We start from the raw sequence: 13,512 nt of genomic DNA on the forward strand, positions 1-13,512 counted from the left end.
AGTGGTGGGCGGGGTGGGGGTGGGGTCCTAGGGCTTGCGGCCGAGGGGGGATCCGTCGAATTGACAGGGGCGCAACCCGGGCACGCGCCTTACTCTGGGGCGATGAGTGCCCTTGAGCCCCGTGTGCCGCAGTGCAGTGCGCCCGTCCCGCCCCCGCCGCAGGGCGGGGTTCTGGGGTCCGCGTACCGGACGCTCAGCATCGGGATCATCTCCGTCGTCTTCCTCATAGCCTTCGAGGCCACCGCCGTCGGTACGGCCATGCCCGTCGCCGCCCGTGAGCTGGACGGCATCGGGCTCTACGCCTTCGCCTTCTCCGCGTACTTCACGACGAGCCTCTTCGGGATGGTCCTGTCCGGCCAGTGGGCCGACCGGCAGGGGCCGCTGCGGCCGTTGACCGTCGGGATCGGGGCCTTCGCCGCCGGGCTGGTGTGCGCCGGGACCGCCGGGGACATGTGGGTGTTCGTCCTCGGGCGGGCCGTGCAGGGATTCGGCGGGGGGCTGGTCATCGTCGCCCTCTACGTCGTGGTGAGCCGCGCCTACGAGGAGCGGCTGCGGCCCGCGATCATGGCGGCCTTCGCCGCGAGCTGGGTGGTGCCCTCGATCGTCGGGCCGCTGGCCTCCGGGACCGTGACCGAGCACCTGGGATGGCGTTGGGTGTTCCTCGGGATCCCGGCGTTGGTCGTCGTCCCGCTGGTGGTGGCGCTGCCCGCGATACGCCGGTCCGCCTCCGGGCCGGTGGATCCGGACGCGCCGCCCGTGGCGTTCGACCGGCGCAGGATCCGGCTGGCGTTCGGGATCTCGGTCGGCGCGGGGCTGTTGCAGTACGCCGCCCAGGACCTGCGGTGGCTGTCGTTGCTGCCGGCCGCCGCGGGTGCGGCGCTGCTGGTGCCGGCCGTGCTGGGGTTGCTGCCGCGCGGGACGTACCGGGCCCGGCGGGGGCTGCCGGCGGTGGTGCTGTTGCGCGGGGTGGCGGCGGGGTCGTTCATCGCGGCGGAAAGCTTCGTGCCGCTGATGCTGGTCACGCAGCGGGGGTTGAGCCCGACGCTGGCCGGGTTTTCGCTGGCGCTGGGCGGGGTGACCTGGGCGGGCGGCTCGTGGGTGCAGTCGAAGGGGCGGGTGGCGCCGTACCGGGAACGCCTGATGGTGTTCGGCATGGTCCTCGTGGCCGCCGCGATCGCGGCGGCGCCGGCCGTGCTCATCGAGTCCGTGCCGGTGTGGACGCTGGCGCTGGCCTGGGCGGTGGGATGTCTGGGGATGGGGCTGGTGATCGGGGCTACGAGCGTCCTGCTGCTGAAGCTGTCGGCGCCGGAGGAGGCGGGGGCCAACTCCGCCGCGCTGCAGATCTCGGACGCGTTGGCCAACGTGGTGCTGCTGGCGGCCGGTGGGGCGGCGTTCGCCGCGCTGGGCGGGGGAGCGGTGGGGGCGGGGCACGCGGTGACGGAGGCCTCCGGTGCGTCGCACCCCGCTGCCTTCGTCGTCGTGTTCCTGCCGATGGCGGGCGTGGCGCTGGTCGGGGCGTGGGTGGCCACCCGGCTGCACACCCCGCACACCCCGCACGCCCCGCACACTCCGCACGCCCCCGAGGGCACGGCCGGCACCGCCGGCACCGCCTGAGGCATTGAGGATTTCTCTGGAACCAGGCGGTACCACGCGGTACCGTAGTGGCATGGCTGGTCTCAACGTCAGGTTCACCGAAGAAGAGCTGGCCGCCCTGCGCGAACGCGCCGAGGCGGAGGGGCGCAGCATGCAGTCCTTCGCGCACGAGGCGGTGATCAAGGCGATAAACGAACACTCCCGGCTCTTCAACGAGGCGGCTGAGCACGTCCTCAAGGTCAGCGGTGAGCTGAACCGGAGGCTTGCGTGACCCACTACCTGACCCTGCCCGAGGTGCTGAACCTCGCGGAGCGGCTCGGGACCAGCGAGGTGCGCGACTACGGACTGCTCGACTCGGCGCTCGCGCGGCCCCAGTCGAGCGTCTTCGGCCAGGATGCCTACCCGCAGATCTGGGAGAAGGCAGCCGCCCTGATGGAGTCGCTCGCCCGCAACCACTGCCTGGTGGACGGCAACAAGCGCATCGCCTGGTACGCGACATGGGTCTTCCTGCACATGAACGGGCATCCGCTCGACGCCGGTTTCGACGTCGACGAGGCCGAGCGTTTCGTGCTGGCCGTGTGCCAGGGCTCGTTGGACGTACCGAAGATCGCAGCGCAACTGCCGAGATTCGCACGCTGACCCGCGGCGCATGTGACCCTCGCCGCACTCCACGAGGTCACGGGCCCGTCCCTCCGCGAGGCGCCGGCCCGCCCCGGTAAGGTGGCCCGGTTGTCCTACGTACGACCGCCGCCGAGAGCCCGAACCGGAGACCGTGACTACTACCGCCTCCCACCATCTCTCACCCGCCTTCCCCGGCCGTGCCCCTTGGGGTACCGCCAGCAAGCTGCGCGCCTGGCAGCAGGGTGCGCTGGACCGGTACGTCCAGACCCAGCCCCGTGACTTCCTCGCGGTCGCGACGCCCGGAGCCGGCAAGACCACCTTCGCGCTGACGCTCGCGTCGTGGCTGCTGCACCACCACGTCGTGCAGCAGGTGACCGTCGTCGCGCCGACCGAGCACCTGAAGAAGCAGTGGGCCGAGGCCGCCGCCCGGATAGGCATCCGACTGGACCCGGAGTACTCCGCCGGGCCACTGAGCAAGGACTACCACGGGGTCGCCGTCACGTACGCGGGTGTGGGAGTGCGGCCGATGCTGCACCGCAACCGCTGCGAGCAGCGCAAGACCCTGGTGATCCTCGACGAGATCCACCACGCCGGTGACTCCAAGTCCTGGGGCGAGGCCTGCCTGGAGGCCTTCGATCCGGCGACCCGCCGCCTCGCCCTCACCGGTACGCCGTTCCGGTCCGACACCAATCCCATCCCCTTCGTGACGTACGAGGAGGGCAACGACGGGATCCGGCGGTCTTCCGCCGACTACACCTACGGGTACGGCAACGCCCTCGGCGACGGCGTCGTCCGGCCCGTGATCTTCCTGTCGTACAGCGGCAACATGCGCTGGCGCACCAAGGCCGGCGACGAGATCGCGGCCCGCCTCGGCGAACCGATGACCAAGGACGCCATCTCGCAGGCCTGGCGTACGGCGCTGGACCCGCGCGGCGACTGGATGCCGAACGTGCTGCGCGCCGCCGACCAGCGGCTGACCGAGGTCCGCAAGGGCATTCCGGACGCGGGCGGGCTGGTGATCGCCTCCGACCAGGACTCGGCGCGCGCCTACGCCAAGCTCATCCGCGAGATCACGGGGACGAAGGCGACCCTCGTGCTCTCCGACGACACCGGGGCCTCGAAGAACATCGACACCTTCAGCGGGAACGACGACCGCTGGATGGTCGCGGTCCGGATGGTGTCCGAGGGGGTGGACGTGCCCCGCCTCGCGGTGGGCGTCTACGCCACCACCATCTCGACGCCGCTGTTCTTCGCGCAGGCCGTGGGACGTTTCGTACGCTCGCGCAGGCGCGGCGAGACCGCCTCCGTCTTCCTCCCGACCATCCCGTACCTGCTCGGCTTCGCCAACGAGATGGAGGTCGAGCGCGACCACGTCCTCGACAAGCCGAAGAAGCAGGGCGAGGAGGACCCGTACGCCGAGTCCGAGAAGGAGATGGACGAGGCGAACCGGCAGGAGGACGAGGACACCGGCGAGGACGAGCAGATGTCCTTCGAGGCGCTGGAGTCCGACGCCGTCTTCGACCGGGTGCTGTACGACGGCGCCGAGTTCGGCATGCAGGCGCACCCGGGCAGCGAGGAGGAACAGGACTACCTGGGCATCCCGGGCCTGCTGGAGCCGGACCAGGTGCAGATGCTGTTGCAGAAGCGGCAGTCGCGGCAGATCGCGCACAGCCGGCGCAAGCCCGACGCGGACGCGGACCTGTTGGAGCTGCCGGCCGACCGGCGGCCGGTGGTCTCGCACAAGGAGCTGCTGGAACTGCGGAAGTCGCTGAACACGATGGTGGGGGCGTACGTCCACCAGAGCGGCAAGCCGCACGGGGTGATCCACACCGAGCTGCGGCGGGTATGCGGCGGACCGCCCAGTGCGGAGGCGACGGCGGGGCAGCTGCGGGAGCGCATCAAGAAGGTCCAGGAGTGGGCCACGCGGATGCGTTGACCCCCCTTCCGGAGAGCGGCCGGATGCCGGCCGGCCGGTGAGCGCGTGAGCCGTTCCTACGGAGCGTGGCGCGGGGTCCGTACAGAGTTCCGTACGGACCTTGGTCACGCTCCGTGGTCGTTCCCGGCTCCGGAACCGGCCGCGCCGGGGCCCCTGACCCGTGGTCTGCGACGACGGGTCGCACGGGTCCCCGACCCGCGCACGGTCACGAAACGACCCGCCGGGCGATCCCGAACCGACACAAAGGGGTAGTTGGCGCCCGGATTCTGGACGAGGCCTTCCGCTGAGCGGACCCGGTCGCTACTGTCCCCGCATCGAACGCCCCGTGGCAGCGCCGCCGCGGGAGCGCAGCCGGTGCCATGGCCGCTACCGGCGGCCTCTCCGTGCGTCGCCGTGGGACCGGCGTCGTTCCCTCCCGAGAGTCACCGCCGCTCACCGAGAGAGGGAGAGGCGTCGTGACCGCGGAAACCTCCCAGACTCTGGACCGAGGACTCAGGGTCCTCAAACTGCTCGCCGACACCGACCACGGTCTGACCGTCACCGAGCTCTCCAACCGCCTCGGTGTGAACCGCACCGTGGTCTACCGCCTGCTGGCCACGCTTGAGCAGCACGCCCTGGTCCGCCGCGACCTCGGCGGCCGGGCCCGCGTGGGCCTCGGGGTGCTGCGGCTCGGGCGGCAGGTGCATCCGCTCGTGCGCGAGGCCGCCCTGCCGGCGCTGCGGTCGCTCGCCGAGGACATAGGTGCCACCGCGCACCTGACCCTCGTCGACGGCACCGAGGCCCTCGCCGTGGCCGTCGTCGAGCCCACCTGGACCGACTACCACGTGGCCTACCGGCCCGGCTTCCGGCACCCGCTGGACCGGGGGGCCGCCGGCCGGGCCATTCTGGCCGCCCGTCAGGGCACGCTCATCGATCCCGGGTACACGCTGACTCACGGGGAGCTCGAAGCGGGCGCCAGCGGCGCGGCGGCGCCCCTGGTGGGCATCACGGGACTGGAGGGCAGCGTCGGCGTCGTCATGCTGTCCGAGGCGGTGCCCGAGCGGGTCGGCCCGCGGGTCGTGGATGCGGCTCGCGAGGTCGCCGACGCCCTGCGCTGAGGCCCCGTACGAGAGCCTGGCGGGCTCGGTGCGAAAGCCCGCCGGAGCCCCGTACGGGAGCCTGCCGAGCCGCGTCCCGTCCGGCGGGGCGCGGCCCCGCCGGGTCCGCCCGATAGATTGACCGGGTGCTCTCTCGCCTCACACGTCTGTCGCGTCCCGCCGCCCTGGCCGTCTGCGCCGTGCCCGTCCTCGGCTTGTTCGCCGTCGCGGCCTTCGCGCCGCTGCCCTTCGTGATCGCCCAGCCCGGGCTCACGGTCGACGTGCTGGGCGCGCGGGACGGCAAGCCCGTCGTCTCCGTGAGGGGTGCCCCCACCCGGCCGACCACGGGCCAGCTGCGGATGACCACCATCCAGGCCACCGGTCCCTCCACCACCGTGACCCTGCCCGAGCTCGTGGACGACTGGTTCGACAGCAGCCGGGCGGTCATGCCCAAGGAGGCCGTCTACCCCTCGGGCGGAAGTGACGAGGAGATCGAGGCGCACAACCTGGAGGAAATGGCCACGTCGCAGTCGACGGCCACCCAGGCCGCCCTCGGGTATCTCCACAAGGACCCGAAGGACGTGAAGGTCGCCCTCAACCTCGCGGACGTGGGCGGTCCGAGCGCCGGTCTGCTCTTCTCCCTCGGCATCGTCGACAAGCTCGACGGCGACGGCAGCGGCGGCGAACTCACCGGCGGCCGTACCGTCGCCGGTACGGGCACCATCAGCGCGGACGGTACGGTCGGCGCGGTCGGCGGGGTGGCCCTGAAGACCCAGGCCGCGCGGCGCGACGGGGCGAGCGTGTTCCTCGTACCCAAGGCGGAGTGCGACGACGCCCGGTCCGAACTCCCCGCGGGGCTGCGGCTGGTCCCGGTCACTTCGCTGAAGGACGCGGTGACGTCGCTGCGGGCACTGAACCGTGGAGAGCCGGTTCCGTCCTGCTGACCCCGGTCGCGCTGCGCGGCTCCGGTGCGCGGTCCATCGAGCGCCAGGCCGGGAAGACCAGCGGTGCGAGCGTCGTGAGCAGGTACGCGCCGCCGAAGGCCAGCAGCGCGGGCGCCGCCCCGAACCCGTCGACCAGCAGGCCGGCGGCGAGCCCGCCCAGCGGCATGGTCAGTTCGCAGCCCGCCATGGTCACGCCCGAGACGCGACTGCGTAGCTCGTCCGGCACCCGCTCGTAGATCACGGTGGTCAGGATGGGGTTGAGCACGCCCGCTCCGAGCCCGGACAGCGCCATCGTCACCGCGAGCGGCAACGGCGTGTCCGTGAAGGCGGCCATGACGAAGCGGGGCGTGCCGCACAGCAGGAAGGCCGCGGCGAACACGGCCCTGCGGGGGAACCGCTCGCCCCAGACCCCGTACAGGAGGGCGCCCAGCAGCGCGCAGCCGCCGAAGAGGGAGACGAGCAGGCCGAGCGCGGTGGCGCCGCCGAGGGCCTCGCGGCCGTGTACGGGCAGCAGGACCGAGGACCAGCCCTGGTCCAGCCCGTTGGTCATCATCACCATCACGGTGATGCCGGTCAGCAGGCGGGAGCGGGTCAGGAAGGCCCAGCCCTCCGCCAGCTCGGCCCGGTAGCCGGCGAAGGAGGTCCCGCCGGCGGCCGGCTGCGGCTCGGCGGCCGGGACCCCGCGCAGGAAGGCGGTGACCAGCAGCGCCGAGACCGCGAACGTGACGGCGTCCAGCAGGAGGACGGCTTCGGCCCCGAAGACCGCGATGAGTACGCCGGCCAGCGCGGCCCCGATCATCCGGGCTCCGCGGGAGACCGCGTCGTAGAGGCTCGCCGCCCGGGTGACGGTGGTGCCGGCGTGCTCGGCGAGGTCCGGCAGCAGGACGGAGCGGGCGGTCAGGCCCGGGGTGTGCACGAGGCCGCCGACGGCCATGAGCGCGCACAGCATCCAGAACTCCAGCGCGCCCGCGTGGTGCAGGAGCGGGATCGCACCGACGGACAGCGCGCAGACGAGGTCGGAGGCCGCGGAGATCCGGCGGCGGCCGATCCGGTCGATGACCGGGCCGGCGACGAGTGCGGCCACGACGACGGGCAGGGTGGCGCAGAAGGCGACGAACCCGGCCCGGCCGGCGCTGCCCGTGGTCTGGAGCACGAACCACGGGACGCCGATCAGGGTGAGTGAACTCCCGGCTATGGAGACGGTGTTGGCGGCCAGGACGGCCGCGAAGGGCCGCCGGCTCATGCGGCGGGCTGCTGGATGAGGGTGGAGAGGTGGGCGGGCTGCATCAGCCGGATCCCGGCGTGGACCAGGGCTTCGCCGACCCGGTTGCGCAGGGCGGGCAGCGCGGGGGTGGCGGGGGCGGCCTCGTGGGCGAGGTGCCAGGCGGCGGCCTCGGCGGCCAGCTCGGCGGTACGGGCGGCGTGGGTCTCGGCGTGGATCTCGGCGGGCGTGAAGGCGTGCACGGCAGGACTCCTTCTGCGGAAGGGTGGGAGGGGCCAGGGCCGGAGGCCGGGAGGGGGCTAAGCGGTCTCAGGGAAGTGGGGTGCGTTTCCGCGTCGTTCGGGGCGTGCCTCACTTCCCCGAGTCCGCTTAGTCGCCGGTGCGCGGGAAGGCGTGCGTGTGGAATCGCACCGACTCCATGCCTTCCGCGGGCGGCAGGTCGCGGTAGCTGTTGATCAGGTCGTGCACCTTGTGGACGAGTTCGAGGCTCTGCTCGGCCGTCAGGCGCAGGGTGAAGTCGCTGATGTCCGAGCCGCGCCGCCACTCCTGGGGCCAGCGGTGGGCGTTGCCGAGCCAGGTGCTCATCTCCTGCGTGTGGATCGTGGCGATCTCGTGCATGAAGAGGTCCGCCGCACCGCGCGTGGCCGGGTCCTCGTCGTACATCAGCGTCTCGTCGAACCGCGTGCCGTCGTGGGCGGCCCGCCACCAGCGCTCGCGGCCCTTGCCGTGCTCCGGGGCGTCCTCGACGAACCCGTGGGCGGCGAGCTGGCGCAGGTGGTAGCTGGTGGAGCCGCTGGACTCCCCGAGGCGCTCAGCGAGTTGGGAAGCCGTGGCCGGGCCGTCGTGGCGCAATGTGGCCAGCATGCGGATGCGCAGGGGGTGGGCGAGGCCGCGCAAGGAGCGGGCGTCGAGGGTGCGGACCTGGGGCGCCGGCTCGTGCGGCACCCCCTCCGGCTCTGCGGGCTCTTCGGGTTCTTTGGGCATGGCTCAACAGTAGAGTTGCAAAGCTTCCTATGCAAGGGTTTCTTTGCAACGTCTTCTTTGGAACCACCCGAAGGGCTCAGCCCTCGTGCGCCGCCTGCTCCACCAGGGGGATGACCCGCAGCGGTACGGGGTTCTCCATCACGATCGCGGTCGAGGCGCGCACGATCCCCTCGAAGCCCACGACCCGGTCGATCACCCGCTGTAGGTCGGCGTTGGACCGGGCCACGAGCCGGCACAGCATGTCTCCGTGCCCGGTGGTGGTGTGCAGCTCCAGCACTTCCGGCACCCCGTTCAAGTGCGCCCGTACGTCGGCCCCCTGGCCCTGTTTGATCTCCAGCGTGGCGAAGGCGGTCACCGGGTACCCGAGCGCCGCCGGGTCCACCTGGGGGCCGAAGCCGCGGATGACCCCGCTCGACTGGAGCCGGTCGAGCCGGGCCTGCACGGTGCCGCGGGCCACGCCGAGCCGGCGCGAGGCCTCAAGGACCCCGATCCGGGGTTCCCGCGCGAGCAGGACGATGAGCCGGCCGTCGAGTTCGTCGATTCCCATGGCTGCCTCCGGGCTGGTCGGCGAGTGGTCATCCTGTACAGATCTCTCAACCATCCTGGACCCAGGCTGGTCAGTCTGTACAGCCAATCAGGAAACTATTGCGCAGCTTGTGGATCGGCGGGACTCTGCGCTCATGACTGAGTCTTTGGCGAATCTCGAAACCACCCCCCACACCGCGCGTGAGGCAGACCCCTTCCCGGTGAAGGGCATGGACGCGGTCGTCTTCGCCGTCGGCAACGCCAAGCAGGCCGCGCACTACTACTCCACCGCCTTCGGCATGAAGCTCGTCGCCTACTCCGGTCCGGAGAACGGCGTCCGCGAAACGGCCAGCTACGTCCTCACCAACGGCGCCGCGCGCTTCGTCCTGACCTCGGTCATCAAGGCCGCCACGGACCGCGGACGCTTCCTCGCCGAGCACGTCGCCGACCACGGCGACGGCGTGATCGACCTCGCGATCGAGGTCCCGGACGCGCGGGCGGCGTACGCGTACGCCGTCGAGCACGGCGCGCGCGGCCTGGACGAGCCGTACGAGGTGAGCGACGAGCACGGCACGGTGGTGCTGGCCGCGATCGCCACGTACGGGCAGACCCGCCACACCCTGGTGGAGCGCAAGGGCTACTCCGGCCCCTACCTGCCGGGCTACGTCGCCGTCGACCCGCTGGTCGAGCCCCCGGCCAAGCGGACCTTCCAGGCCATCGACCACTGCGTGGGCAACGTCGAGCTCGGCCGGATGAACGAGTGGGTCGCGTTCTACAACAAGGTCATGGGCTTCACGAACATGAAGGAGTTCGTGGGCGACGACATCGCCACCGAATACTCGGCGCTGATGTCGAAGGTGGTCGCGGACGGCACCCTGAAGGTGAAGTTCCCGATCAACGAGCCGGCCATCGCGAAGAAGAAGTCGCAGATCGACGAGTACCTGGAGTTCTACGGCGGCGCGGGCGTCCAGCACATCGCGCTCGCCTCGAACGACATCGTCGCCACCGTGCGGTCGATGCGGGCGGCGGGCGTGGCTTTCCTGGACACCCCGGACTCGTACTACGACACGCTGGGCGACTGGGCCGGCGAGACGCGGGTGCCGGTCGAGACCCTGCGCGAGCTGAAGATCCTCGTCGACCGCGACGAGGACGGCTACCTGCTGCAGATCTTCACCAAGCCGGTGCAGGACCGTCCGACGGTGTTCTTCGAGATCATCGAGCGCCACGGGTCGATGGGCTTCGGCAAGGGCAACTTCAAGGCCCTGTTCGAGGCGATCGAGCGCGAGCAGGCCAAGCGCGGCAACCTCTAGGTTCCGCACCGCCCCGGGGGCCCCGCCCCCGGGGCTCCCGCGACTCACGCCCCGGCGTGGCCGGGCCCTCCTGACGGGCCCGGCTTCGGCGCGGACGGCTTCGGCTTCGACTCCTGCCCGGGCTCCCTCTCCGGCTCGGTCTCCGGCTTCGGTCCCGGCTTCGGTGCCCGCTTCGGCTCCGGCTTGGGCTCCGGCTTCGGTGCCCGCTTCGGCTCCGGCTTGGGCTCCGGCTTCGGTGCCGGCTTGGGCTCCGGCTTGGGCTCCGGCTTCGCCGCCTTCGGGAGCTGCGGTTCCACCCACGGCGTGCGTGGCCGAAGGTTCTCCGGGCCGCCCGGCGGGGGCTGGCTGATCGAGGCCAGGGCCTGCTTCGCCAGCGGCCCCCGCACCGGCGAGAACCGCGGGTTCGTCCGCAGCGCCTCCTGCAAGTGACGGCGGGCCCCGGCCTCATCGCCCAGGCTCCGCTCGATCATCGCCCGGTGGTACGCGAAGTCCGCGCTCCGCAGACCCCGGTCCATCGCCTTCTTCGCGTACTCCAGCGCCTCCGTGTCCTCGCCCGACTTGTGCAGCGCCCACGCCAGCGCATCCGCCACCTGCATGTTCTTGTGCCGTGACCACTCCTGCGTCAGCCGCTGCACGGCCGCCGCCGGATTCCCGTGGTCCGCCTCGAACAGGCCGAGGACCACCGCCTCGTTCACCCCCTCCGCCGTGCCCCGCGCCGCCGCCGCCCGCACAATGTCGTACGGCGCCCGCGCCTCGTCGCCCCGCCCCAGCGACTCCAGCAACTCACACAGCTCCAGCGCGAGCCGCGGCACCTGCGCCCGCCCCAGCGCCAGCCGGTAGTCCCGGACAGCCTCCCCGCTCCGCCCCAGCCCGGCCAGCGCCCTGGCCCGGCCCCCCAACGCCTCCGCCTGCGCGGGGTCCGCCCGCAGCGCAGCCTCGTACTGGCGCAGCGCCACCGCCGCCTCGCCGCGCTCCCAGGACAGCTCGCCGAGCCGGAACAGCACGTGCGCCTTCTCGGCCGGCGTCTTCGCCGCACCCGCCGCGTGCTCCATCGCCATCGTCGCGTCCTCGCGCCAGCCGCGGTCCCGGTAGACCTGCGAGGCCCTGATGAACGCCACCAGCCCCGGCCGCAGGTCGACGAGCCGCTCCAAGGACCGCTCGGCGGCCTTGTAGTCCCCGAGTCCCGTGTACGCGTCCACGAGCACCGGGTACGCCGTCCACTGCTTCGGCGCCTGCGCCCGTACGAGCTCGCCCCACTTCTTCCCGGTCCCGAAGTCCCCCCGGGCATTGGCCAGGGTGCCCATCCCCGTCATCGCGTCGAAGTTGCCCTTCTCGGCCGGATGGATCTCCAGCGACCGCTTCAGCGCCATCTCCGCCTTCGGGTACCAGCCCGGGTCCGCGGTCCTGCGCGCCTGCTCCAGGTACGCAGCCCCGAGCACCGCCCACGACGCGTCGTCCCGCGCGTGCTCCGCGACCCACTTCTCCCGGTCCGCGACCAACGCCGTCAGGTCCACCGCCGCCGCCGGCGCCCCCAAGCCGACCGCCGATGCGGCCCGTTCGCCGGGCCCCGGCGGGCGCGCGTCGTCGCCCGGACGGGCCGGCCGGATCAGCAGGGCCCCGGTGATCAGGACCACCAGGGCCGCGGCCGCCACGAGCGTCTTGCGGCCGGCGAAGGTCACGGGTGGCGCGGGCTGCTGCGCTTCCTCGTCGATACGGTCCATGGGGTCACTGTGCGTCAATATGAAGAGCTCACCGAGGTGCCCGAAGCCGGTCGCGGCCGTGTTCACACCGATGGTCCCCCAGCCGCCTCTGGGAGGCACCCCCCACCGGGTGCCACGCTGGGCCCATGGATGTCACGGATGTCACGGATGACGCTCCCTTCCACCGTCTGCGCGCGCGCCTCCTGGAGGGGCTCCCCGCCGAGGCCCTCCTCACCGACCCCGAGGTGACCGCCTCCTACGCCACCGACATGGCCGGCTTCTGTGCCGCCGGAACCCCGGCGGCACTGGTCCTTCCCCGCACCGTCGAACAGGTCCAGCACGTCCTGCGCACGGCCACCGCCCTCCGGGTCCCCGTCGTCCCGCAGGGCGCCCGTACGGGGCTCTCGGGCGGCGCCAACGCCTCCGACGGCTGCATCCTTCTCTCCCTCGTCAAGATGGACCGCATCCTGGAGATCAACACCGTCGACCGCATCGCCGTCGTCGAACCCGGCGTCGTGAACGCCGTGCTCTCACGGGCCGTCGCCGCGCAGGGCCTGTACTACCCGCCCGACCCCTCCAGCTGGGAGCAGTGCACGATCGGCGGCAACATCGGCACCGCGTCCGGCGGCCTGTGCTGCGTCAAGTACGGGGTCACCGCCGAGTACGTGCTCGGCCTCGACGTGGTCCTGGCCGACGGGCGACTGCTGCGCACCGGCCGGCGCACGGCCAAGGGCGTGGCCGGGTACGACCTCACCCGGCTCTTCGTCGGATCCGAGGGCAGCCTCGGCGTCGTGGTCCGGGCCGTCCTCGCGCTGCGCCCCGCTCCGCCCCGGCAGCTGGCCCTGGCCGCCGAGTTCCCCTCGGCCGCGGCGGCCTGCGCGGCCGTCTGCGCCGTCATGGAGGCCGGACTGACCCCCTCGCTGCTGGAACTGATGGACCGTACGACCGTCCGGGCCGTCAACGCACTGGGCCGGATGGGCCTGCCGGACACCACGGAGGCCCTGCTCCTCGCTGCCTTCGACACCCCGCACGCGTCCGAGGAACTCGCCGCGCTGGGGGAGCTGTGCTCGGCCGCCGGAGCCACCGCGGTCGTACCCGCCGAGGACGAGGCGGAGTCCGAACTGCTGCTCCAGGCGCGCCGGATGTCGCTCACCGCCCTCGACGCCCTGCGCCCGGCGACGATGATCGACGACGTCTGCGTACCGCGCTCGCGGCTCGCCGAGATGCTGGACGGGACCGCCGCCATCGCCCGCGCCCACGACCTGGTCATCGGGGTCTGCGCGCACGCCGGCGACGGCAACACGCACCCGGTGGTCTGCTTCGATCCGGCCGACGAGGACGAGTCGCGCCGGGCCCGCGCCTCCTTCGACGAGATCATGGCGCTGGGACTGGCCCTCGGCGGGACCATCACCGGCGAGCACGGGGTCGGTGTGCTGAAGAAGGAATGGCTCGCCCGCGAACTCGGACCGGTGGGGATGGAGATGCAGCGCGCGGTCAAGCAGGCCTTCGACCCGCTCGGCCTGCTCAACCCCGGGAAGCTCTTCTGACCCTGGCGCGTGCAGAAGTCCTGCCTGCGGTATGAGGCGGAGGGGCGGTACGGG

Annotated in this window: 13 protein-coding genes; 8 read left to right on the forward strand and 5 right to left on the reverse strand. The window is 72.3% G+C overall.

All coding sequences use genetic code 11. The features are described from left to right. Positions 1–102: 102 nt before the first annotated feature. From ABZZ20_RS17115 to ABZZ20_RS17140, 6 genes are all read left to right on the forward strand, one after another. Complete coding sequence (locus ABZZ20_RS17115) at positions 103–1,614, forward strand: MFS transporter (RefSeq protein ID WP_356870195.1); 1,512 nt, start codon at positions 103–105, stop codon at positions 1,612–1,614. Positions 1,615–1,666: 52 nt separating this feature from the next. Further along, complete coding sequence (locus tag ABZZ20_RS17120; RefSeq protein WP_356870196.1) at positions 1,667–1,864, forward strand: Arc family DNA-binding protein; 198 nt, start codon at positions 1,667–1,669, stop codon at positions 1,862–1,864. Next, complete coding sequence (locus ABZZ20_RS17125; RefSeq protein ID WP_356870197.1) at positions 1,861–2,232, forward strand: Fic family protein; 372 nt, start codon at positions 1,861–1,863, stop codon at positions 2,230–2,232. The genes ABZZ20_RS17120 and ABZZ20_RS17125 overlap by 4 nt, the downstream gene beginning before the upstream one ends. A gap of 133 nt (positions 2,233–2,365) precedes the next feature. Beyond that, positions 2,366–4,150: a DEAD/DEAH box helicase gene (locus tag ABZZ20_RS17130; RefSeq protein ID WP_356870198.1), complete on the forward strand. Its 1,785-nt coding sequence runs from the start codon at positions 2,366–2,368 to the stop codon at positions 4,148–4,150. Positions 4,151–4,605: 455 nt separating this feature from the next. Beyond that, on the forward strand, positions 4,606–5,247 hold the full coding sequence (locus tag ABZZ20_RS17135; protein WP_356870199.1) for a helix-turn-helix domain-containing protein: 642 nt from the start codon (positions 4,606–4,608) through the stop codon (positions 5,245–5,247). Between the two features lie 125 nt (positions 5,248–5,372). Continuing rightward, positions 5,373–6,170: a S16 family serine protease gene (locus ABZZ20_RS17140; RefSeq protein WP_356870200.1), complete on the forward strand. Its 798-nt coding sequence runs from the start codon at positions 5,373–5,375 to the stop codon at positions 6,168–6,170. Here the strand turns inward: ABZZ20_RS17140 and ABZZ20_RS17145 are convergent. The 4 genes from ABZZ20_RS17145 to ABZZ20_RS17160 form a co-directional block, all read right to left on the reverse strand. After that, the gene (locus tag ABZZ20_RS17145) at positions 6,100–7,413 is read right to left on the reverse strand and encodes an MFS transporter (protein ID WP_356870201.1); all 1,314 of its coding nucleotides are present in this window, start codon (positions 7,411–7,413) and stop codon (positions 6,100–6,102) included. The two genes, ABZZ20_RS17140 and ABZZ20_RS17145, sit on opposite strands and share 71 nt — an antisense overlap. Continuing rightward, positions 7,410–7,634, reverse strand: coding sequence for a hypothetical protein (locus ABZZ20_RS17150; RefSeq protein WP_356870202.1), 225 nt, complete (start codon positions 7,632–7,634; stop codon positions 7,410–7,412). Before ABZZ20_RS17150 ends, ABZZ20_RS17145 begins: the two co-directional genes overlap by 4 nt. 127 nt (positions 7,635–7,761) lie before the next feature. Next, positions 7,762–8,376 carry a helix-turn-helix domain-containing protein gene (locus tag ABZZ20_RS17155; protein WP_356870203.1) on the reverse strand — a complete coding sequence of 205 codons (615 nt, stop codon included), beginning with the start codon at positions 8,374–8,376 and terminating at the stop codon, positions 7,762–7,764. A 76-nt stretch (positions 8,377–8,452) separates the two neighbouring features. Continuing rightward, a complete protein-coding gene (locus ABZZ20_RS17160; protein ID WP_356870204.1) occupies positions 8,453–8,923 on the reverse strand; it encodes an Lrp/AsnC family transcriptional regulator in 471 nt (156 codons plus the stop codon). Between the two features lie 133 nt (positions 8,924–9,056). Here ABZZ20_RS17160 and hppD point away from each other — a divergent pair, with 133 nt between their 5' ends. Further along, positions 9,057–10,211 (forward strand): 4-hydroxyphenylpyruvate dioxygenase, encoded by a 1,155-nt coding sequence (hppD, locus tag ABZZ20_RS17165; protein WP_356870205.1) that lies wholly within the window; start codon positions 9,057–9,059, stop codon positions 10,209–10,211. A gap of 44 nt (positions 10,212–10,255) precedes the next feature. On the opposite strand, the gene ABZZ20_RS17170 is transcribed toward hppD, so the two are convergent. Then, entirely contained in the window at positions 10,256–11,932 is a 1,677-nt protein-coding gene (locus tag ABZZ20_RS17170; RefSeq protein WP_356870206.1) for a hypothetical protein, read from the reverse strand. Between the two features lie 125 nt (positions 11,933–12,057). On the opposite strand from ABZZ20_RS17170, the gene ABZZ20_RS17175 reads away from it, so the two are divergent. After that, entirely contained in the window at positions 12,058–13,458 is a 1,401-nt protein-coding gene (locus tag ABZZ20_RS17175; protein ID WP_356870207.1) for an FAD-linked oxidase C-terminal domain-containing protein, read from the forward strand. Positions 13,459–13,512 lie beyond the last annotated feature (54 nt).

This window comes from Streptomyces sp. NPDC006430, assembly GCF_040612395.1.
In the GTDB taxonomy this organism is placed as follows: Bacteria; Actinomycetota; Actinomycetes; order Streptomycetales; family Streptomycetaceae; genus Streptomyces.

Bases quoted from the DNA above. Each gene is read 5' to 3' on its own strand.
- ABZZ20_RS17170 (WP_356870206.1), bottom strand. From the start codon at position 11,932: ATGGACCGTATCGACGAGGAAGCGCAGCAGCCCGCGCCACCCGTGACC.
- hppD (WP_356870205.1), top strand. From the start codon at position 9,057: ATGACTGAGTCTTTGGCGAATCTCGAAACCACCCCCCACACCGCGCGT.
- ABZZ20_RS17115 (WP_356870195.1), top strand. From the start codon at position 103: ATGAGTGCCCTTGAGCCCCGTGTGCCGCAGTGCAGTGCGCCCGTCCCG.
- ABZZ20_RS17120 (WP_356870196.1), top strand. From the start codon at position 1,667: ATGGCTGGTCTCAACGTCAGGTTCACCGAAGAAGAGCTGGCCGCCCTG.
- ABZZ20_RS17175 (WP_356870207.1), top strand. From the start codon at position 12,058: ATGGATGTCACGGATGTCACGGATGACGCTCCCTTCCACCGTCTGCGC.
- ABZZ20_RS17145 (WP_356870201.1), bottom strand. From the start codon at position 7,413: ATGAGCCGGCGGCCCTTCGCGGCCGTCCTGGCCGCCAACACCGTCTCC.
- ABZZ20_RS17155 (WP_356870203.1), bottom strand. From the start codon at position 8,376: ATGCCCAAAGAACCCGAAGAGCCCGCAGAGCCGGAGGGGGTGCCGCAC.
- ABZZ20_RS17160 (WP_356870204.1), bottom strand. From the start codon at position 8,923: ATGGGAATCGACGAACTCGACGGCCGGCTCATCGTCCTGCTCGCGCGG.